The following is a 22,466-nucleotide window of genomic DNA, read 5'->3' as shown; positions in this document are numbered from 1 at the left end:
CTTCCCTATCTTCCCCTGCTCCCCCATCTCCCCCTGCTCCCCCTGCTCTCTTCAGTAGTCCCATTGCCTTTAACTTAGCAACGGTATAGCTATTTGTGCCGCCTGCTAACTGCACATATCCCGGTAACTTCGCTGCCAAAACTTTCTGCCCTAATTTGACTGCGGCTATTGTAGTACCATCGCCAATATCACCGCTCATGGAACGACCGTCGGTTTGCCAAATTAAAGCACTTTTGAGTGGGGCAATCAATTCATACACTGTTCTTAGGTAGTCAGTCATCCCATCGCCATCGGGACAGCTGATAGCTAGTACCTTTAATCGATCGGCCCACGGTGAAATTGCTTGCCACAATCGCTCAAATTCTGCCAACCGCCCTACTTGTGTATGGATTTCTACGGCATCTACTCCTGTTGACATTACTAATGGCGCGATCGCTCCTGGCGTTGTCACATACGAGGCTGTATAAATTTTATCATAAGGACAAATTGGGAGGCAACGACCGCAGCCATAACACTTTTCGGAAACTACTCCCGAAAAGTCTTCTTTGATACTGTCAAACACGATCGCTTGTGCTGGACAAATCCGTTCACAGGGTCTAGGGCAATCTTTAGGACACTCATTAGGATTAAATTCTGCTTTGCGAAAATGGGGGTCTTCTCCATCGTTTAGGCTGACCATTAAAAAGGGTAAGTTGCCTTTGTAGTCAAAGCCTCGCTTTTGGGCATCTTTAGCTAGAGTTTTAGCTACTTGTAGCCCTGATTGCGCTGCTGCAATCACTGCTGGATCAGCTGCAACATCTATGCAGTCAGCGCCCGCCAAGGTATAGGCTAAGGTCAAATTTCTAACTGCCGGCAAATGCTGGAAGCTGGCTCCGCAGATCAGCTTGAACCAGTTACTTTGTTTGAGGGATTGTAAAGGGACTAACAGATCGGTCACACTTCTATTATGCGTTTATGCGACTAAAAATAGTAGCCTGTAATCAATAAAAAGTCCGGATTTCCTGAATTAGGGATTGGGGACTGGGGATTGGATATGTACACAGACCTTTGTGCAGAGAAAATTATAGCTGCCGAACTTCAAACGGCAATTTACTGAATTTGCTGTTGGCTAACGCTCAGGTTGCTCAATGGGAATTTCGATCGCAAATTCTGCTCCTTCCCCAACAGGAGAAGCACAGGTAATATTTCCTCGGTGTTTTTGGACGATAATCTGATAGCTAATAGATAATCCTAGCCCACTACCTTTGCCCACAGGTTTTGTGGTAAAAAATGGCTCAAACAAACGCGATCGCAACGACTCATCTATACCAGGGCCATTATCTGCGATCGCAATTTTCACCATATTAAAGTCTGTCACCTCTGTGTGAATCCGAATTTGGGGAGTAGGAAGAAGCCACTGCGGTTTTGGGGTTTCTCCAAGTGCAGAAGGTATTACAGTCTTCTCCCAACGCGAAGGAGCATCTTGAAGAGTTGGGGAGACACTAAAAGCGATGGGATCTCCCGAAGTGGAGGAACTACCCTCAATTGGCGTTAGGGAATAAGGATTAGAACCTTGATTTCCCACTCTCTCTTCTATTGCATCTATGGCATTATTCAACAGATGCATGAATACTTGATTTAGTTCACTTGCATAACAAGTGACTAGGGGTAAATTACCATAATCTTTCACTACAATAATTGTCGGACGGTCTGCGGCTTCTCTGAGCCGATGTTGTAACATCACCAAAGTATTTTCGATATCTTCATGGATATCTACCCGTTTCATCTCTGCTTCATCATGGCGAGAAAAGTGTTGTAGCGCGAGAACTATTTCCCGAATGCGATCGGAGCCTCTATACATTGCACCTATCAGGTTTTGCAGATCCTGAATCATAAAATTTAGGTCTACATCTTGGGCTATTTGCTGAATTTTGGGTGTAGGTTTGGGATATTCTTGTTGATAGACCTCAATCATATTCACTAGGTCTTGCACATATTGACCCGCGTATTCGAGATTACCATAAATAAAACTGATGGGGTTATTAATTTCATGAGCCAGACCAGCCACTAACTGCCCTAGTGCCACCATCTTTTCGTTTTGAATTTGTTGAACTTGAGCGGATTTTAAGTTATCAAGAGCCTCTTGTAATAAAAAGTTTTTTTCTTGTAGTTTAACTTGGAGCAAACGTAAATTAATCTGATTTTCAATTCGCAATACAACCTCTGCCCCATGAAAAGGTTTAGCAATATAATCTACACCACCAACATCAAAGGCTTTTACCTTATCTACAACATCGTCCAAGGCGCTGATAAAAATTACCGGAACTTCGCAAGTTTTCTCGTCAGCTTTTAGCTGTTGACAAACTTGATAGCCATCCATATCTGGCATATTAATATCTAGCAAAATTACATCTGGTAAAACCATTTGACACGCAGTCAGTGCCATTTTACCGTTTAAGGCTTTGCGAACTTCAAAACCTTGTGCAGTCAACATTGCCGACAAAAGCCGCAAATTATCCGGGGTATCATCGACTACCAAAATATTTTTTTTATGATGGTTGATTTGATTAAAATGCATTATTATCAAAAGCTATGCTTATAATTATTGAGGATAGGAAATTCTTCTTGGAAATTGCCTAAAAATTGTTGATTATTTTCACCATAATAGTTATATTTATAGTTTAACTCCCACGGTGACTGGAGAGGACTAGCGACTATCAGAAACTATTGGTCATTTATGAGCTTTGCGAACTTGATTGCCTGCTTCTAGCAGTATATTAGATAGCACGCACAGATTATCTAGCCGAGCATCAATAAGGTAATTATTGACCCGATGCTAATTGATAGCTACCATTGAGGTGCTGTGGCAAGCAACTTAAGAACCGATTGTTGTTCTATGGGTTGAGAAAATAGATATCCTTGAGCAAAATTACAGTTTAGACTTCTCAATTGAGCTAGCTGTTCTTGTGTTTCCACACCTTCAGCGATCGCATTCATCCCCATTGAGTTGGCAATGCCAATCATTGCTGGTACTAACCCCATATTTTCTTGATTATCCTGCATCCGTTTGACGAAAGATTTGTCAATCTTGAGTGCATTAAAAGGAAAGCTGTGTAGGTAACTTAAAGAGGAATATCCTGTACCAAAGTCATCCATAATCAGCTTAATTTTTCGATGTTTTAATTGTTGAAGAATTATTTTAATTGCATTAGTATTCTCCATAATTACGCTTTCTGTAATTTCTAATTCTAAATATGCAGGATTTATTTTATTTTCATAAATCATCCGGTCAATCTGTTCTACTAAATTGGGCTGTGAAAATAATCTAGCACTCAAATTGACACTCATAGTTAGAGGTTCTGGTGTGACTGGATGATGTTGCCAAATGCTGAGTTGATGACAAGCTGACTGTAATACCCAACTATTAATTGCATTAATTAAACCTGTTTCTTCTGCTACCGGAATAAACTCTATAGGAGAAACTAGACCGCGAGTCGGATGTTGCCACCGCACCAAGGCTTCAAATCCAGAAATTCTCCCTGTATTCAGAGAAACAATTGGCTGATAATAAACGAGAAATTCTTGCCTTTCCACAGCCCTTCGCAGGTCATTTTCTAACTCTAAAAGCTGAATTGCTTCCCGATGCATCGCTGGATTAAAAACGTGATATTTGCCTCTTCCTTGAGCCTTGGCTCGATACATTGCCGTATCAGCATCTCGCAGCAAGTACTCTGGGCGCTCATAATCTTTATTGCCCCAACTAATACCAATACTGGCATTCATGAATACTTCATATCTTGACAGGTTAAAAGCAAGTGATAGCTGTTGCAGAATCTGTTCGGCAACTTGGATTGCTATATTAATATCTGTGATATTTTCTAGGAGGATTCCAAATTCGTCACCGCCTAATCTTGCTATAGTATCAATAGGGATCAGACATGCTTGTAGGCGACGAGCGATCGCTATCAGCAATTCATCCCCCACCAAATGACCAAGAGAATCATTGATAACTTTGAAGCGATCGCAGTCTAAAAATAGTAGCGCAAACTGATAACTAGATTCTTGCTTGGCACGATTTAGAGCATTTTCTAGTCGCCTGATAAACAAAACTCGGTTTGGTAATCCAGTCAGGGAATCATGCAGCGCTATATCTAGAAGTTGACTTTGCAATTTTTGCCGAGAATTGATTTCTTGTTGGAGTTTTTGGAGAGCTTTTTCTAACTCCCCTGTTCGCTCTTTTACGCGATGTTCCAATTCGACGTTTAGTTTTAATATTTCTAATCGCGCCGATCTCAATGCCAGTTGATTTTGCACGCGCACTAAAACTTCTTGAAACTCAAAAGGTTTGGTAATATAGTCTACACCACCTACCTTAAAGGCTTTAACTTTGTCAAAAACATCATCTAAAGCACTAATAAAAATCACCGGGATATCGGCTGTTAGCTCCCAAGCTTTAAAGGTCTGACAAATTTCATAGCCATCTACTTCTGGCATCATAATATCGAGTAAAATCAAATCCGGTAATACTGTTTGAGTTGCGGTCAGCGCCATTTGCCAGTTCAAGGCTTTACGAACGTTATACCCTTCCCTTGTCAATATTGAGGACAAAACCCGGAGGTTGTCCGCCATATCGTCAACAATCAAAATATCTTTTTTATCAGGGTCTAAATGCTCGTAATTCATTCTACGTTTGTTTTAGTCAATTCCATGATTTTTTCAAACTGGTAGTTATTTGCTAAATCCCTAAGAACTTGGAAAACCTGAACATTGTCTGGTGGAATTTGCTTGATTAACTCTAAAATCAGTTCATCGCTACAGCTGGCTGCGGCATAGTGGATCTTTTGTAGCCATTCAGGTGACATTTGTGATATATGGCTGAGGAGTTCAGCAACACTGACAAATCTCTGTGTAGCTCGATCGACGACTGCTGTGTTGGTTCTTTCTATTTTGTTGGTATACTTTACACCCAAATGTTGACTCAGTTTTTCCAATAATACTTCCTGTGTGAATGGCTTGCGAATAAAATCGTCGCAGCCAATGGATAAGATTTTTTGGCGCTCTTCCTCAAAGGCGCTAGCAGTTAGAGCAATAATTATCGTGTGTTTATTGTAACAACCTTGTTCTATCTCAGAGATGTTGGAAGGGGGAGCTAGGGCTGTTGGCAATCGCAAAGTGGATGGATCGGAAGGATCGTTTCCGATCGCACCTATTGCTTCTTGATAGGAGTACAACTTAGGAAACTCCCGCAACATATTAACTTCCCTATGCCCTATTTCTCTAGCCTTAATTATTCTTGTGGCTTCATAACCGTCCATGACAGGCATTCGCATATCCATAAAAATCAAGTGTGGCTGCCAAGATTCCCAATTAGCGATCGCTTCAGCACCATCTGTAGCTTCTCTGATTTCAAAACCTAGAGATGTGAGAATTTTAACTAATAAAAGACGGCTTTCTTGAGAATCGTCAACGACTAAGATCCGGTATGTTCTTTCAGTCGGTGCTAAAGTGAGAATCTGATATTTAATTTGGTTTGTCGGGATTTCTCTGGGGCAAGTTAAAGCAATCTGAATATCAAAAACAAATGTACTCCCAATACCAGGCATACTGCTAACAGTAATATCTCCTCCCATCAGTTCCACATATTTACGGCTAATCGCTAAACCTAGTCCCGTCCCTTGCTGGCATTTTCTACCGATTTCAGTTTGCTCAAAAGCCTCAAACAGTAAGTTAATTTCTTGTGAGGTAATACCACAACCAGTATCTTCTACCTCGAAGATTAAGGATTGGGATGAAGAGGCAAAGGGGCGGGGAGTAGGTGATAAGGGGGAGAATGAAGAATTATTATCTCTTTCCTCTTTGTCCTCAGTTCCCCAGTCCCCAGCCCCCAGTCTCACCCGTAATGTTACCCTCCCCCTATCAGTAAATTTGATGGCATTTCCTAAGAGGTTGAGCAAGACTTGACACAGTTTATTTTCGTCTGTTTCTATGTACTGAGGAATGTCTTGGGGATATTCAAATACTAATTCTAAATTTCTAGATGCAGCCCGCAAGTGCAACATCTCTTCTAAGTTCTTTAATAGATGAATTAAGTCAAAGCTACTGAGATTTAATGTAATTCTGCCAGCTTCGATTTTGGACATTTCGAGAATGTCGTTAATTAAGTTAAGTAGATGTTCGCCAGCACGATTAATAATTGCCAAGTTTTCTTGATGTTCGCCAGATAGCGAATAATCTCGGCTCATGACTTGGGTGAAACCAAGAATTGCATTGAGTGGGGTACGCAGTTCGTGGCTCATGTTAGCGAGGAATTCACTCTTAGCGAGGTTGGCGGCGGCGCTTCGTGCTGCTTCTCGAATAGCTGCTTGTTGTTCCTGCGCGGCGATTGCTTGCGATTGAATCAGTTCTTCTTGGGTAGTTTGCAGTTGTTCAATAACTTGCTGGAACTCATCAGTCCGTTTTTTTACCTGAGCTTCTAAGGTGCGATTATATTCTGCTAATAACTTTTCTGTGTGTTTGCGTTGGGTGGTGTCAAAAAATGTGGCGATCGCAAAAGCTAGATTCCCCGATTCATCATAGATTGGCTCTCCTAAAACTTCAATGGGAATAATCTTGTCACAATGGTGAATTTCTATATCATCCACTCTGCTGCTTTCCCCAAGTAATGCTCTCGCAATTGGTAGGCGATCGCTGGGGTAGAGTCGATCTGTCCCAGCAAGGTAAATTTGATATACCTGTGACAATTTTTTGGTGGTAACTTGTGCGTAGATGCTTAGTGGCTCGTTATTAGACATCGCTTCTTGACCAAGAATTTGCTGCCCAATCTGATTTATGTAATAAGGTTCACCTTTAGCATCTGCAATAAATACACCAACTGGTATGGCTTCTAAAAATTGAGTTAACCGACTCTGACTCTCACATAGCGCCTCATTTAAGACTTGCATCTGAGCATTTCTTGCTTCCAATACACTAAAAGATGTTTTGAGTTGCTTTGCCATCGTTTCAAATGACTTGGCTAGTTCCCCCAGTTCATCGGAGCGCTTTATTTCTGGTGTTTGCTCCCATTCTCCTTGAGCAATTTTCTTAGCTGATGTGTTTAATTGTAAAATTGGCTTAATTACCCAGCGAGCGGTCAAAATCCCAATTCTTGTAGCTACCAAAAAAGCAACTATGCACAGCAAAATCACGATTCGGGTGTTAGCATTAACTTGCTCCATAAATTCGCCTTCGGGAATCACCGCCACGATTAGCCAATCTAAACCCGGTTCGTCCCTCCAACTTTTTACCTGCACAAAATAGCGGATTCCATCGGCGTTAAAACTTAGCTGTTGCTTTCCCGCAACAAATCTCAGATTGCCAAAGCGTTCGATCAAAGACTGGGTTGAAAGTTGAATCAAAGAATTTTGACTGTCTAATGCCGCTCGACGCTTTATTTGACCATTAATGATAGTATATGGAGGCTCAGTAGAAGAAGCTACGATTAACCCGGAACGTTCTAAAATAAAAGTTTTACCCGGTCTTTCAGTATTTAAGTTGGCTAAAAAATTGCTGATTTGTGACAAGATCAAATCAACACTAATTACCCCAACAAGTTGATGATTTTTATTGTAAACAGGATAGCTAGAAGATATAGATAAAATTTCTGGTTTATCTTCCCATTGATAAATTTTACTCCAGACGGGTTTACCTGCATTGACTGCATCTGTATACCACGCTTCCAGACGAGGATCGTAATTTTTGACTTGCTGAAGCTGGCGGCGATTCCCCTTCAGGTCTGAATTGTAAATATAAAGTTTCCCTATACCATGCTTTTCACTAACTTCGTTAATCAACAGCTTGCCATTATTTAGGCGTTCAATACCGATGAACTCACCTTTGGGATTGGCAAAGCTATTGTAGCCAACATTGAAAACCTGCATTTGTTTCCAAAAGTAGTTTCCGGTAGTTTTAAAGTCCGCAAGGTTGAGCAAACCTAGTTCAATTGCATCTAAGTTGATTTGATTAATTTGCTTCGGAGTTGTTAAATAGCTATCAAGATGTTGTTCAATGCGATCGCAGATTTCATTTTCTAATTGAGTAGCAAGCTCCCTGACCGCTTTGTGTCCGTTTTGATACGAAAGATAGCCCACAAGTCCCACCGCCCCAAAAATTTGTAATATAAAGGGCACAATCAGAACATACCTCAGAGGCATCTTGGCATAGACTTTGCCAACTAAGCGATTAATAGATTTGACAGGCCGAAGTTTGGATAACATTGTTGTTTAATTTTTCCCCAGCATCTACTTGGGGCATTTTTGCCATATCAGCTACATTTAATACTAAAAAAATCCGGTATGTCATCGCTTTGACTATGACATCTCTGAGAAGAATGAGTATAAAAAAGCATTCTGAATTCGGTTCTTATATTTACTAAATAGCTAAGTTCCTCCAACGCCGAATTTTCAAACTTTGCGATACCAAACAGCCCGTCGTAGACATCGCAGCTTAATTTGCTTAGTTTTGCCGACAATATATCAGTACATTTGCTCCACTAAACTGAAATTTAACCCATAAGCATCCAGTATGCCATTCTAAAATTCTGGTCGCCATTAGCACCCAATCCCAAGTTAAATTTTGAATTGCTGAGGTCTTGATTTTCCAGTCTCAAAACCCCTGGACTGGTTACAAAAACTTATATTCAACTACAACAATTTTAAAATTTTCATCCAAATACATAGTAAAAACAAAAAAAAGGCAAAAAAATTTACTTAGTATTTTTTATTGTAACCAAATATTAATTTACTTATAGAAGTATGTCAACTTCATCGCCGATTTGTAAAATTTTTCCGGCTGACGATGGGGGTAATTGGGTATTAACACTCAATCTGTAAAAGTGATTAAAAGGCGATGAAGCAACCCAATTTGGTAGAGTTGCTTGTCGCTGGGTTGCAAAGATTTTTTGGAAGTTTGGGTAAGCTTCCCCTAAGTAAGAATCGCGGGTTGGGACTATACAACGCTGGCATGGATTAACCCCAAATAAATCTACATCTCCTACTCGAAAGGAGACTAAATCACCTTGTTCGCTAAATAGCCGATCTTCCCAAAATGCTGGTACACCATCAATCTCGATATTGGCACGCATCCGTCGGCGGATTTCATCTACACTTAAACCGGGAAACCAAGAAGCGACTTCTGTCAACGTTGCTGTACTAACTACCGTTGGCCCTGGTGAGCGTGTATCGTCAGGAAAGCCCATAAAAGAGTTTTGTCTTAATGTGACAGCAAACCCAAAATAATCACTTAAAGTTGCTTCTAAGGCTTGCCGGTTATCATCCAGGTGAAAAATTTGTTGTGAGTCGCCGCCTGGAATTTGTAACGAGATAGTTCTATTGAGGAGTGTAAATTGCACCCTTAGTAAATGGATTTTAGCATGACGTTTGCCATTGACAAACTTACCCTGTTCGTCAAAAATAGCCAACTCGCGGTCATGCTGTAGTGCGCCACTGGCAAGAACTGTAGCTTTTTCAACTTCAACACCATCCAGTGATTTTACTGGATACAGTAAAATCTTAGCTAGGTAAGGCATCATAGCAATTTGGGATTTGGGATTTGGGATTAAAGATTGGTGATTTAGCAGCCCCCAATCTAAAATCTAAAATTCTTTTGTTACTTATCCACCTAATAATATTGTTAATTTATGGATATAGTGGCGATTTGTCTATTCCCCCAATGTGATTTAGAGGCCAGAAGCGAACTACAGCCCGTCCAATAATATTTTGGCGGGGGACAACACCCCAACAGCGTCCATCGTAACTATTGGTACGATTATCACCTAGAACCAAGTATGAATCGGTTGGTATAGTCTGGGGTCTTGCTAAAAAAGGTGGCTGTGGCCCTGATTGGCAAACATCAATTACAGTGGTCTGGCCAGAACTGAGATAATTAGTTTCTGGTAGGGGTTTATTATTAATATAGACCTTGCCATCTCTAAGTTGTACTTGTTCTCCAGGTAAGCCAATCACCCGTTTTATAAAAGCATCCTGGTATTGTTCTTTTTGCAACTCTTTTGTAGGTGAAAATACCACAATATCTCCCCTCTGCGGGTCAGCAAATTTATATTTCAATTTATCGACAATGATTTTGTCTGCTTCCCACTGGTTTGGCGTACCATGCAGAGTCGGTTCCATCGATCCAGAAGGAATCCAGCGTGCTTCAGCAACAAAGGTACGAATACCCAGAGCTAGAATAATACTCAATACAATTGTTCTACCTAGTTCTGCGATCCAGGAATTATCGGGTTGTTGACTAGAGTTGTTATCAGGCACTTGATTTTGCATGAAATTACTTAACGGAAGGAAAGATATAGGTAATTAACTCACCTAGTGAGACTTTATCTGTTAATCTTAACGGGAAAATTTTAATTTCCTGATTATGTTGGCATCCTGACTACCAATTTTAGATTGGGGATTTTAGATTTTGGATTGAGGATTATGACTGGTCTCTGGTAGGCAAAAACAAAACAACCTAAAATCCCCAAACTTTATCCCTTGTAGGATAAGGTCAATCCCAAATCCCAAATCCCAAATCCCAAATTGATTGACAGAGTACTTCATAGATTAAAAGTAAACTTTTTTTTAACGCGCGGCAAAAAATTTAACACGCAGAGTGCGACTAAGTTTAACTTAAAATCATAGTTATCTGTCTGTAATATATAGCTCCCTGTGTGAACTTTGTTAGCCCTATGTCATCTCCAAAAATTTTACTGATCCGCCGCGCTCGCATAGTCTTACCTAATGGTGAACTGATGATTGGGGATGTGTTGACGCGCGATCGCCAAATAGTCGAAGTTGCGCCAGAAATCTCCCAAACACCACTAGCCACTGAAATTGACGCAGAAGGGTTAACTTTGTTGCCGGGAGTTATCGATCCGCAGGTACATTTTCGGGAACCTGGACTAGAACACAAGGAAGATTTATTCACTGCCAGTTGTGCATGTGCTAAAGGTGGAGTCACAACATTTTTAGAAATGCCCAATACGCGCCCCCTGACGACGACACAGCAGACTTTAGACGACAAGCTAGACCGAGCCTCACAAAAGTGCGTGGTTAATTATGGCTTTTTTATTGGAGCAACAGCAGAGAATCTCCCAGATTTGCTTTTGGCAAAGCCAACACCAGGAATTAAGATTTTCATGGGGTCGATGCACGGTCAGTTGCTGGTTGATGGCGAAACAGCATTGGAGGCGATATTTGCGAAAGGCGTTAGCGAAGCTCCTGCAAAGCAGGCTCGCTTGATTGCCGTTCATGCCGAAGATCAAGCTAGAATCAATCAACGCCGCCAAGAATTTGCCAACATCCACAACCCAGCCGTTCACTCGCAAATTCAAGATAATCAAGCGGCAATGCTAGCAACCCAACTGGCATTAAAACTTTCGCAAAAATATCAACGTCGTCTGCATATTCTCCACATGTCAACAGCCGAAGAAGCAGATTTGCTGCGTCAGGAGAAACCTAGTTGGGTGACAGCAGAGGTAACACCACAGCATTTGTTGTTGAACACCAGTGCTTATGAAAAGATTGGTACCTTAGCACAGATGAATCCACCTTTGCGATCGCCCCACGATAACGAAGTCCTTTGGCAAGCTTTGCGCGATGGCGTGATTGATTTCATCGCTACAGATCACGCGCCGCACACCTTAGAAGAAAAAGCTCAAGAATACCCCAATAGTCCTTCGGGAATGCCTGGGGTGGAAACTTCCCTAGCGTTGATGCTAACTGCGGCGATGGAGGGAAAGTGTACTGTTGCCCAAGTTGTGAACTGGATGTCTAAGAATGTAGCTGTAGGTTATGGTATTCCCAATAAAGGAGCGATCGCACCTGGTTACGATGCCGATTTAGTGCTTGTAGATTTAAACACATACCGTCCAGTCCGGCGCGAGGAGCTTTTAACCAAATGCCGTTGGAGTCCCTTTGAAGGCTGGAACCTTACTGGCTGGGCTACAACAACTATTGTCGGGGGTGAAATAGTTTATGACAAAGGTCAGGTCAATACAGAAGTGCGTGGTCAAGCTTTAACTTTCTTATAGCAAATATTTATTTAAGCTTACGTACTAGACAAATAATTTTACATCAAAGCCATACTTGAACTGGCAAGATTTTCATCTATCTAGAGTTAAGACTAGACCAATGTGGTTTGGTTAAAGCTAAAAGATGAAAATTTTTGTTTTTCCTCCTTTACCCTTTTAACCAAAGGGTATTGACTTGTCGCTGTATCAAAAATTGCAACTTAAAACCCTGAATTTATTTATAGGTGTTTAAAGTCAAATCTTCAATAACTATAGGACTTACACAATAACTCTCTGAAACTCTTATTCCTTTGTTTCCTAACGTGCGGGAAGCCACTCTGTGTTTATGCAATACAGTTCGGTTAGCTTGTTTACCGAGGGAAGATGCCCCAACCCCTCTTAAAAAGGGGCTATAGAAATAATCAAGGACAATTGCTATGTCATTCAAAATTTTGGCTTTAGACGGTGGCGGTATTCGTGGAGTTATTGCAGCACGAATACTTCAACAAGTAGAAAAAGAAATTAGAAATCAGGGGAAAGGAAATTTTTTACATGAGTACTTTGACCTGATTACTGGTACTTCTACCGGTTCCATCTTAGCAGGAGGAATTGCTGTTGGAAAACAGAGTGATGAACTAATTAAACTGTATACAGAGCGGGGTAAAGATATATTTCCACCGGCTATAAAAAACCGCTACAAAAACTTACCACCCATCATAAAATCAATTATTGATGTGTTCTCAGCAGCTAAATATTCTCATGATGGAATTACTAGCGTCCTCAAAGACGCGTACAAATCCACAAGAATAAAGGATATTGAAAAACCGATTATTTTAATTCTTGCCTACGATCCGCTATATCGAAATACAACCTTTTTTACAAACTGTCATCCAGATTTAGGAGACAGATGGTACGATGACTGTTATTTATGGGAAATATGTACCGCTTCTGCCTCAGCCCCCAGTTTTTTCCCACCATATAAATTAGAACCTATAGATAAAGAAAAATTTGGGGATTGGGAATTTCCACACATTGATGGCGGAGTTTCTGCTAACAACCCTTGTCTTGCAGCTTTGAGTTTAGTGATGAGGATAAGTCAGTCTTCAATCTCTTCAACAATCAAGCAAAAATATAAATTGGATAATCTGCGATTAGAAGATATTTCTATCCTCTCTATTGGCACAGGTCAAACTGGTGAACCATATCAATATAAGCAAATAAGCAAATGGAGAGGCTTAGACTGGGTACAAAATCTGACTAATATCTTTATGGAACCTACATCTGAGATTGATAGTACGATTTGCCGACAAATCATGGGTGGATACGATTCTAAACGTTACTTACGCCTTCAGTTTGACTTAAATGAGACATTTCAACCCAAGCCAAAAGAAACTTATAAAGATCCTCGCATTGTATTACCTCCAGAAGATCGAAAAAACCGATTTACAGGCGAAAAAGTTACTGAAGAAATAGATAATGCTAGCGCGGAGATTATTCAGCAGTTAATAGATACTACCTCTGCATTTATCGACCGAGGTCTTACTTACTATACCAGAGACGACTCTGGTTCTCCGATCAAAAAGGCGATCGCTTCTTTTATTAGAGATAACTAGTGCATCCACGTAGGCATATTAACATAAAGTAAATTCGGGTATAACATCTCGTATTTCTACTATAATTCCTGTAAAAATACGAGATGTTTTAGTTAATGGTGTCTCGATCCAAGTGCTAATTACAGATGTTAATCTCAGAATTATTTGTTAGTTAAAATTATTTGAAATAATTAAAAATCAAAAATTAGTTTATTACTTGGTATAGATTATGAACATAACTTGGGAATACTAAGTGTAAGGAAAGTTAAACGACTTATACAGAACTTGACTTTGTTTAATTTTTCTCTACTAGCTTTGGCTACTCACTAATCCTGATTGGATCTCCTAATCACAGTAGGTAACTAATCTGGTTCAGACTGACAAAGTTCTGTCAAACTCTCATTTACCCAACAACAGTTTATTTACATTTGCTTGAACCATCTAAATCATTTTTTTTAACTGCTGATTACAACAATAAAGCTAGTAGATGTCAATCTCGAATATCTCAGAGGTACGGAAAAAGTAGTAGTGGTCTGTCTTATTAATTCTGATGGACATACATGTTTATAGTAAGGACTTTAATTATTGACTTTTTAAGCAATTTAGTGCTGATTACAAACCTATCAAAACTTTTGTGATAGACCACTAGAGGAGGTTGAGGGAATCTTCAATAAACAAAAAGTTCAAAAGAATCATATTTCAACTCAACCTATTTGGATCTCTGTTTTTAGCTTTAACTGAACCCTATTGTAATGTATCTGCTGTTGAACAATTATTTCGTTTATTTTTGGTTGAGAGAACAATGTTAGTGACTTCCAGTGGTGAACGTGGTAGTGGTAGATAGGACGAGTTTAATTTCTCCCTCGACTATTGGCAGAAATTTTTTAGTGTTGCGATTTAAAAATGTGAAATCTCTCGTACTTGGGTTGGGAGATGAACTTAAATAGCACAATTGAATGGTATGAGTTCGACTTGACGAGTACCCCCATCCCCATAAGTTAAACTCACACTCACATAACTATCTGGCTTGTAGGGTAATCGTTCTGCCCATTCAACTGCCACAATTCCTGGTACAATCTCAGCACCTTCCCAGTAACTTTCTAAATTCAAAGCTGCAACTTCTTGTGGTTCTAACCGATATAAATCCAGGTGGTAAAGGGGGAGCCGTCCTTCCGTGTACTCATTAATCAGGGTGAAAGTAGGACTGACAATACATTCAGTAATTCCCAAACCCTTGCCAATACCTTGAACTAGGGTAGTTTTACCAGCGCCTAAATCACCTTCTAGTAAAATTACACTGCCAGGAGTCAGGGATTCTCCGAGAGTAATACCTAAGCGTAGTGTCGCCTCTGTATCTGCTAGAAAAATTTTCATATTTTCATCAATTATATTAGTCATTGGACGTTGAGTATTGGGTATTGGGTATTGGTTATTTACAAATGACTAATGACTAATGACTAATGACTAATAACTACCTACCATGATGACTTCTACCGTACCACCGCAACAATACTTGTGCTAGTTTCTGCGGATTGTGACGGACAACACCCGTTTCATCTTCATACAAAACATTAGCTGGAACAATCCTTCGCCCTAGCTGAATGACAGCTTCTCTATCCAGAAAAACGGGATAGGAATTTTGTTGGGCGTAGCGGACGAGTGATTGCTCCGAGGGGGATTTTTTGTGGATTAGTACAGCATCAAATAGCCGTCTTTGCCCACAAGCAGCATCAATTGCTCTAATGTGATCTGCAACAGTATAGCCTTCAGTTTCTCCTGGTTGAGTCATTATATTGCAGATATAAATACGGGGGACAGATGTTTGAGCGATCGCATCGGCAATTTCTGGTACTAATAAATTAGGAATCAGGCTTGTATAAAGGCTACCCGGCCCAATAATAATGTAATCAGCTTCTTTAAGTGCTTTAATCGCTGCTGGTACTGCTGGAGGATTAGCTGGAATGCAACCAATTTTGACAATTTTCCCCCCAGCTTTGGGAATGCTAGACTCCCCGTCAATGCGGCGACCATCAGCTAATTCTGCCCAGAGGCGAACATCACTGAGAGTTGCTGGTAGTACTTGTCCTCGTACCGCTAGCACCTTAGAGCTAGCTGCAACTGCTTGTTCTAAATCTCCAGTAATATCACTCATTGCCGTTAAAAACAAATTGCCAAAACTGTGACCTGTTAACCCATCTCCAGCCCGAAAACGGTATTGAAACAATTCTGTTAATAACTTTTCTTCATCTGCTAGTGCAGCCAAACAATTGCGGATATCCCCTGGTGGTAGCACTCCAAATTCTTGGCGCAACCGCCCAGAAGATCCACCATCGTCGGCTACAGTGACAATAGCAGTAATATTAGCGCTGTAAGTTTTCAGTCCTCTCAACAACGTAGAAAGTCCCGTACCACCACCAATTACTACTATTTTCGGCCCTCGGTACAATCGATGATGTGCCAGCAATACATCGATGAGTTCTTCTCCGCCTTCTGCTCTTAGTACCTTAGTAATTGAGCCAACGGTGCGAGTTTGTCCCCAAAGCACCAACAGCAAGCCACCGATCAGCACCAAAGGCCCGCTGATATAGTTGGGTAAGACGTTGGTGATTACTCCTAGGAAATTCCGAAACAACTCTATCATCCAAAAAATTGGAGTCAGCTTAATCCAGATAGCTAACCCCAAACTCGTCAGCAGTACACCCCCAACACTAATCAACAACCAACGTTTTACCGATAGTCCAGGGGATAACCATTTGAACCACTGGTTAACCCGATAGGAAGTACGAGAACGCGACTGCTTTTGCAGGGCGTTGAGGGCTTGTCTGAGAAAACCAATTGACATACCTGATTTACAGCAGTGCTACAAACAATAATTAACAGAAAATGTACACCACTTGGTTTAAAACACTAGGCGTGAAACTATTATATTTGTCTATTCCATTAGACTAAGAGCAAGTGGTTAAGATTGCCAGTATTCCCACTTAAACAATAGCGTGGCTTACTAAAAGTGAATTGAATGGAAAAACGAATTTTAGGATTAGATCCAGGACTGGCAACTTTAGGGTTTGGGGTAATTACCTATACACAAATTTCCAACAAGGTGCAAGAAACTACAGTAAATATGCTGGATTTTGGGGTAATTAAAACATCAGCAGATGTAGAAATGGGACAGAGGCTATGTACCTTGTTTGATGATTTACACACCGTCATAGAAGAATTTAAACCAGATTTGGTAGCGATCGAGAAACTATTTTTCTATCGGATGTCAAATACAATCCTGGTTGCTCAGGCAAGGGGCGTACTTATTTTGGTGTTGGGCCAGTGTCGTCTTCCTTACATAGAGTTTACTCCGGCTCAAATTAAACAAGCTTTAACGGGGTATGGCAATGCGGATAAGTCGGAAGTTCAAGAGGCGGTAGCGCGGGAGTTAGATTTAGATGAGATTCCCAAGCCGGATGATGCTGCGGATGCTTTGGCGGTGGCTTTGACGGCTTCGTATCAGCTGTAGATTTGTACGCAAACAATAAAGTTATTTTCTAACTGGCACATCAGTACCAATATAAAACTTATGCTTAGTGTGAATATATGATTGTAGCGTAAATAACCATTTTGGAATCTGTCACACTACACCGTAAATTTACTAATTTGGTCGATAAAGTGTTAATTAAAAACATCTTACAACTCGATTTTAGGTAATTTCCGAATAATGAAGAGTTTGCTGATTCCTGTTCAAAAGTTGCAATCAAGCGATCGCACTGCCATGTATGCGTTGCTCCAAAATCACTTCCAAGGTATAACCTGGGATGGGTTTCTAGTCGATCTAGAGCGCAAAAACTGGGTTTTGCTGTTGAGAGATGAAACATCCAACGCACTCAAAGGATTTTCAACTCTGATGTTATGTCAAAAGACTTTTTTGGGAGAAAAAATTAGTGTGGTGTATTCCGGCGATACTATTGTCGATCCTAGTGCTTGGTCGAGTACAACACTACCACGTAGTTGGATTGCCGCCATCAATTTTCTGCGTCAGCACTATGCAGAAAATAAACTTTACTGGCTGCTAATTTGCTCTGGTTTTCGTACTTATCGTTTTCTCCCTACTTTTTGGCAAGATTTCTATCCGCGTTATGATGTTACAACACCTGCCGATGTTACAAATCTGATGGTGAGTTTAGCGCGGGAATACTATGGTAGTTTATACCAAGAATCAACTGGTATCGTCAATTTCCCGCATCCCCAAATTCTGTGTGAGGGGTTAATTGAAATCCCCACAGGAAGACAGAGTAACCCCCATATCCAGTTTTTTGAAGAAAAAAACCCAGGTTATCGATTAGGGGATGAATTGGTTTGTTTAACTGAAATTAACTATGACAATCTCACTCGTGCTGGAAAACGGATGTGGGAGTCAGAATCATCGTTAGAATTTGTGCAAGATTGTGTTTTGATTTAAATTTTATGACATCTACAAACATACAATCAAACTTTAACAATTCAACCCATTTTATAGAGGGATGGTACTGGACATTACCATCGAAAAAATTAAAAATTTGCAAGGTAAAAGCTATAAGTTTGCTAGGTAGAAATCTGGCAATTTATCGGGGAGTTAGTAGTCAGGTAGTAGCTGTAGATGCTTATTGTCCACACATGGGCGCTCATTTAGCAGAAGGTAAGGTAGAAGGTGATGGAATTCGTTGCTTTTTTCATAATTGGAAGTATGATAGTCGCGGAATTTGTGTAGATGTTCCTTCACTTGGGAAACCGCTACCTGTGTGTATTAAAACTTGGTACACGGCAGAAAAATACGGCATGATTTGGGTTTGGGTGGGAGAAGAAAAGCCAAGTTCGCTGCCCTTTGTACCAGAATTAGAACAGGTAGATTGCGATCATATATTGGGGACTCGGTTTGTCAAAAACTGCCATCCCAATGTCTTACTAATTAATGCGATTGATGCTCACCATTTCAATACAGTACACAATCTGCCTTTAGAGATTGTATTTGATTCTCAAGACGTAAATAACAACGCTATTACTTTTAGCAACACTACACGGGGAGGTGATGATTCTTGGTTAATTCGCCTGATTCGTCCTCTATATCGCAACGAAGTTACTTATAGTATGTGTTACTGGTATGGCAGCACTGGCACTGTGACGCTAGGGCCAGATTTCCTGCACTTCTATATTATATTTACGCTGCGAATGATAGAAGGTGGTAAAACTGAAGGGCAAACAATTCTTGTCACTCCCAAGCGTCCGGGATTTTGGGGATGGGTTTTAAATCGTGGTTTGTTATGGTTAACTCAGCAAGTTGGTAATTACTTTGCCAAGGGGGATACGCAGGTATTTCAGACAATTCAGTTTGATTTAAAGACTCCTACTAAAGCAGATCAATCTATTCTGGAATTTATTCAGCACGTTAATCAACAAAAAGCTTTAACCTGGGCAACTTGGGACACTGTTAATTATCCAAATATTCAAACCCTATCAACACCTAGCCCTGAACATGGATTCAAAATATAACATTGTCGGTTTTGACCTACCACACACAGATTCTGATGACCGTTTACGACGGATATTAACAGCAGCCTTATCTAATCAGAAGAATTATGATAATTATCCCCAATTAAATTATTGGGATGCTGAATTTTTTAACTTACATCAAGTCCAAATTTTTCAGCAATCTAATAATGATGAACAATTTTCTATTCTGGAACTTGCTAACCGCAGTTTATTAGAAGAATCATATTTTATTGAGAAAGCAGGTGTTGGCTACATGGCAAAAATGGTACTGTTAGCCGAAACAGTTGAAGAACGAATGCTTTATGCATTGTTTACGGCTGATGAAGCTACCCACCTTCACCAAATTAGCCATTTTTTACCAGAAATGGAAGTAAATAGCACGGACGATCCATTTTTGCGCTTACTATCAGAAGTGGTTGAAAGTGCGGATAAAACAGTTTTGTTGTTTGTGCTGCAAGTCGTTTTAGAAGGATGGGGTTTAAGCCATTATCGGCGTTTAGCGAAGGAATGCCGTTATCCAGTCTTAGCAGAACTTTTTTCCAGCTTTTTACAATCTGAGTCCCGTCATCACGCTACGGGAACCACCTTGTTTAATCAAATTACTGTTTCAGCATTCAGTGAAACAACAATTCTCGATGTGTTGGCACAGTTTTTGTTTATGGTACAGGTGGGGCCACAAAGCTTACTGACAGCAATTGAACAAGTGAAAGGACATCTGACGCGATCGCAAAAAATCCAAATCTTAGAAGAACTAGATACGGAGACTCATAGCGGAACGCGATTAGAAATATTGCGATCGCTCATGGGGGGAACATCAGCCCAGTCTATCCTGCAAAATTTAGAAGAACGCGGAGCCTTTAAACCACTCCCCGCCCATCAATGTGTGTAATAAATATCAATCTTATCTCTGCGTGAAATAAAAACGGATATGGAAAAAACTATTCATCGCAAATTACAAATCAACCACACCCGCAACAAACAGCAAGATCATACTGTTTTAATGGATGAAGCTGTCACCAACTTTCGCTATGAAGATTGCCAAAACGAGTATTGGAACCCAGAGGAATTTTCCCTGCTATATGGTACACCTTTATGGGAACAATCTACTCAACATCAGCGTATAATTTTGAACCAACTTTACTGGGTAGCTTACTACTCACAAATTGTTTCTGCCGAAATTGCAACTATATTTTTCAATCAAACCAGTGCAGCCGGACTTTACGCCCAAGAAGATTTTCGCTTAATCTGCGATACCTTAGATTTGGAATCCGCCCAAGAGCGATCGCACATTAACGCCTTTCGCACAATTGCCAAACAGGTTGAACAAGCATTGTTTGGGGAACTTATCTTTACCTACCCCATGCGCGGCCCCTTTACAGAAACGATGGTTTATGCTGACACCAATGCTTTAAAAACTTGGTGGAAAAAAATTCAACTTCAATACTTTGGGCTAATTTCTGCGAATAATACTTTTTTAGCTTGTCAGTATTTTACAGTCCGGGGAGTGCGGACACTAAACGGCAAGTTAGTACAGCACAAACTCAGCAATTATTATCAGAAACATCCCCATCCTGAAGCTGCTCCAATTCCTGCTAAAGTCTCTTATTATCACTTCATGGATGAAAGCTTTCACTTCAATAGTTCGACTATTATATCTCACGATGTTATCACTTGTCTTAAGCCACCGACTGCTTTTGAGCGACTGGTTGCTAATTTAGGATTGTTGGGATGCCAACGCGATCATTTTCATTTTTCTGCTGCGATTAACGGGATATTTTGGTACGATCCGGCGCTGTATGGCAAGATTTATCGGGTGTTGCGATCGCCAATTTTTGAGATGAGTGACATGGATGCTAAAGAAATGATGCGGCGTTGCTTTACGGAGGAGTCGGAAGGATTACAGCGCAGTTTTTCAACTCATCAGGAGGCGATGAAATCTTATCAGATGTATGTTGAAAAACTCGATTATCTTTGGCAACGTAATCGGGATATGTCACTGATGGCTACTAATTCAATTTCTCGATATTTGGCAACTCAACAAAGGGCTTTTCAAGGTTTTGAACACCGAGAGTATTTATTTTTAGCTCACGCAGAGACGCAGAGGCGCACAGAGGAATGGAAGAGTGTTGTTTAGGTAAGATTGTTGCGTATTATGGCTGATTTATGTAAGATATCGTTTCCGGGAAGTGATTTTGTTACTATAACTTTGGAATGTCATCAAAGTTTGTCTGAATATCTCACGATTCAGAATTCACCTGTTTTGTTTGGTTGTCGGACTGGAATTTGTGGCACTTGTTTGGTTGAGGTTATTGGTGATATTCCTCGTCCTCAACCTGATGAACAGGAAATGTTAGAGACATTAGTGGCTAATTATCCTCATGCGCGGTTAGCGTGTCAAGTTAATGTTACAGGTAATGTTGAAATTCGTAAGATTTAGATGGTGATTTAAAAACAACTAAAAAAGCAAGTATGGATTGGTTAAAGCGCGTCGCAGAAATTCGTAAAACTTGTAACGTGCCAGCACCAGCCCGAAATGTTGCTATTGCTAGAGTATGGGTAGATGAGACATTTTTCGAGCTATTCGCCTTTAGTGGTAAGCTATTGCGAGAGGGAGCGGTTGTTTTACCGAATCAACCGATGTTTAAAACCTTTGAAGTTACTGGACATCGAAGAGATTTAGACTCAGAATACAAAATATTAGAAGCGATTGCCCAAAAATATACAAATAATAGAGAAGTAAAGGGTAAGATTGAGTTATTCACCGAAAGAGAGCCATGTGATTCGTGTGAGTATGTCATTAAGCAGTTTAGGCAAACTTTCCCGAACATTCAGCTAAATGTACATCACGGAAACATTGCGTAAAGGAGTCGGTATAAATGTCAATTCGCAATTTACCCGAACCACTTCAGCTTCTTCTTAACGAAAATCAGCTTTTGCCATGTTCAAATTTAGAAATAATTCAATTTGAACAACAAAAAGGTATTACTTTGCCCAGTAATTACAAAGATTTTCTCAAAATGATGGGGCATGGAGCAGGTAAGTTTTTGCGTGGTTCTGATTGCTTTTACCAGCATCTACCGCAAATTCAAGAATGGGCTAAACAACTTTTGGTAGAAAATGATTTTCCTGAAGCTTTGCCAGAGGATGCTTTTGTATTTTTTATGCACCAGGGCTATCAGTTTAGCTTTTTCAGGCTTTCAGAAGGTGATAACCCACCAACTTACTCATATTGCGAAGGGCAGCAAGAGCCTTATTTCGTCAAAAGTCATGATACATTTAGTGATTTTCTAGCGGTGGAAATCGAGCTATATTTAAAATCTTCGATGTCTCTAGCGAGTTAG

At 40.3% G+C, this 22,466-nt stretch carries 18 protein-coding genes; 10 read left to right on the top strand and 8 right to left on the bottom strand.

What is annotated here, in order from left to right; translation table 11 throughout:
- The 6 genes from ldpA to lepB all read right to left on the bottom strand — a co-directional run.
- Positions 1-937, bottom strand: a 937-nt coding sequence (gene ldpA / locus CDG77_RS05520) for a circadian clock protein LdpA (protein ID WP_094328407.1), incomplete at its 3' end; no start/stop codon positions are given.
- 171 nt (positions 938-1,108) lie between these two features.
- Positions 1,109-2,557, bottom strand: a complete 1,449-nt coding sequence (locus tag CDG77_RS05515; RefSeq protein WP_094328406.1) for a hybrid sensor histidine kinase/response regulator — start codon at positions 2,555-2,557, stop codon at positions 1,109-1,111.
- A 269-nt stretch (positions 2,558-2,826) separates the two neighbouring features.
- Positions 2,827-4,662 (bottom strand): two-component system response regulator, encoded by a 1,836-nt coding sequence (locus CDG77_RS05510; protein ID WP_094328405.1) that lies wholly within the window; start codon positions 4,660-4,662, stop codon positions 2,827-2,829.
- Complete coding sequence (locus CDG77_RS05505; protein WP_094328404.1) at positions 4,659-8,231, bottom strand: ATP-binding protein; 3,573 nt, start codon at positions 8,229-8,231, stop codon at positions 4,659-4,661. The genes CDG77_RS05510 and CDG77_RS05505 overlap by 4 nt, the downstream gene beginning before the upstream one ends.
- A gap of 527 nt (positions 8,232-8,758) precedes the next feature.
- On the bottom strand, positions 8,759-9,541 hold the full coding sequence (locus CDG77_RS05500; protein ID WP_094328403.1) for an MOSC domain-containing protein: 783 nt from the start codon (positions 9,539-9,541) through the stop codon (positions 8,759-8,761).
- A gap of 109 nt (positions 9,542-9,650) precedes the next feature.
- Positions 9,651-10,292 (bottom strand): signal peptidase I, encoded by a 642-nt coding sequence (lepB, locus tag CDG77_RS05495; RefSeq protein ID WP_094328402.1) that lies wholly within the window; start codon positions 10,290-10,292, stop codon positions 9,651-9,653.
- Between the two features lie 404 nt (positions 10,293-10,696).
- On the opposite strand from lepB, the gene CDG77_RS05490 reads away from it, so the two are divergent.
- Together CDG77_RS05490 and CDG77_RS05485 are read left to right on the top strand one after the other, a co-directional pair.
- Positions 10,697-12,040 carry a dihydroorotase gene (locus CDG77_RS05490; protein WP_094328401.1) on the top strand — a complete coding sequence of 448 codons (1,344 nt, stop codon included), beginning with the start codon at positions 10,697-10,699 and terminating at the stop codon, positions 12,038-12,040.
- A gap of 416 nt (positions 12,041-12,456) precedes the next feature.
- Positions 12,457-13,632 carry a patatin-like phospholipase family protein gene (locus CDG77_RS05485; RefSeq protein WP_094328400.1) on the top strand — a complete coding sequence of 392 codons (1,176 nt, stop codon included), beginning with the start codon at positions 12,457-12,459 and terminating at the stop codon, positions 13,630-13,632.
- Between the two features lie 918 nt (positions 13,633-14,550).
- Here CDG77_RS05485 and tsaE read toward each other — a convergent pair.
- Positions 14,551-14,985: a tRNA (adenosine(37)-N6)-threonylcarbamoyltransferase complex ATPase subunit type 1 TsaE gene (gene tsaE, locus CDG77_RS05480; protein ID WP_094328408.1), complete on the bottom strand. Its 435-nt coding sequence runs from the start codon at positions 14,983-14,985 to the stop codon at positions 14,551-14,553.
- A gap of 97 nt (positions 14,986-15,082) precedes the next feature.
- Entirely contained in the window at positions 15,083-16,453 is a 1,371-nt protein-coding gene (locus CDG77_RS05475; protein ID WP_094328399.1) for a gluconeogenesis factor YvcK family protein, read from the bottom strand.
- A 174-nt stretch (positions 16,454-16,627) separates the two neighbouring features.
- Here CDG77_RS05475 and ruvC point away from each other — a divergent pair, with 174 nt between their 5' ends.
- From ruvC to CDG77_RS05435, 8 genes are all read left to right on the top strand, one after another.
- Complete coding sequence (ruvC, locus tag CDG77_RS05470; RefSeq protein ID WP_094328398.1) at positions 16,628-17,119, top strand: crossover junction endodeoxyribonuclease RuvC; 492 nt, start codon at positions 16,628-16,630, stop codon at positions 17,117-17,119.
- Positions 17,120-17,317: 198 nt separating this feature from the next.
- On the top strand, positions 17,318-18,058 hold the full coding sequence (locus CDG77_RS05465; RefSeq protein ID WP_094328397.1) for a hypothetical protein: 741 nt from the start codon (positions 17,318-17,320) through the stop codon (positions 18,056-18,058).
- 5 nt (positions 18,059-18,063) lie between these two features.
- Positions 18,064-19,125: an aromatic ring-hydroxylating dioxygenase subunit alpha gene (locus CDG77_RS05460; protein ID WP_094328396.1), complete on the top strand. Its 1,062-nt coding sequence runs from the start codon at positions 18,064-18,066 to the stop codon at positions 19,123-19,125.
- A complete protein-coding gene (locus tag CDG77_RS05455; RefSeq protein ID WP_094328395.1) occupies positions 19,109-20,014 on the top strand; it encodes a ferritin-like domain-containing protein in 906 nt (301 codons plus the stop codon). Before CDG77_RS05460 ends, CDG77_RS05455 begins: the two co-directional genes overlap by 17 nt.
- A gap of 39 nt (positions 20,015-20,053) precedes the next feature.
- Positions 20,054-21,259, top strand: a complete 1,206-nt coding sequence (locus tag CDG77_RS05450) for a P-aminobenzoate N-oxygenase AurF (protein WP_094328394.1) — start codon at positions 20,054-20,056, stop codon at positions 21,257-21,259.
- A gap of 18 nt (positions 21,260-21,277) precedes the next feature.
- Positions 21,278-21,562 (top strand): 2Fe-2S iron-sulfur cluster binding domain-containing protein, encoded by a 285-nt coding sequence (locus tag CDG77_RS05445; protein WP_094328393.1) that lies wholly within the window; start codon positions 21,278-21,280, stop codon positions 21,560-21,562.
- Positions 21,563-21,594: 32 nt separating this feature from the next.
- Entirely contained in the window at positions 21,595-21,987 is a 393-nt protein-coding gene (locus tag CDG77_RS05440) for a deaminase domain-containing protein (protein ID WP_094328392.1), read from the top strand.
- A 14-nt stretch (positions 21,988-22,001) separates the two neighbouring features.
- Positions 22,002-22,466 (top strand): SMI1/KNR4 family protein, encoded by a 465-nt coding sequence (locus tag CDG77_RS05435; protein ID WP_094328391.1) that lies wholly within the window; start codon positions 22,002-22,004, stop codon positions 22,464-22,466.

Source organism: Nostoc sp. 'Peltigera membranacea cyanobiont' 213 (genome assembly GCF_002245975.1).
Taxonomy (GTDB): domain Bacteria; phylum Cyanobacteriota; class Cyanobacteriia; order Cyanobacteriales; family Nostocaceae; genus Nostoc.
Note: the sequence above shows the minus strand (reverse complement) of the source record. Positions and strands in the feature narration are given on the sequence as shown.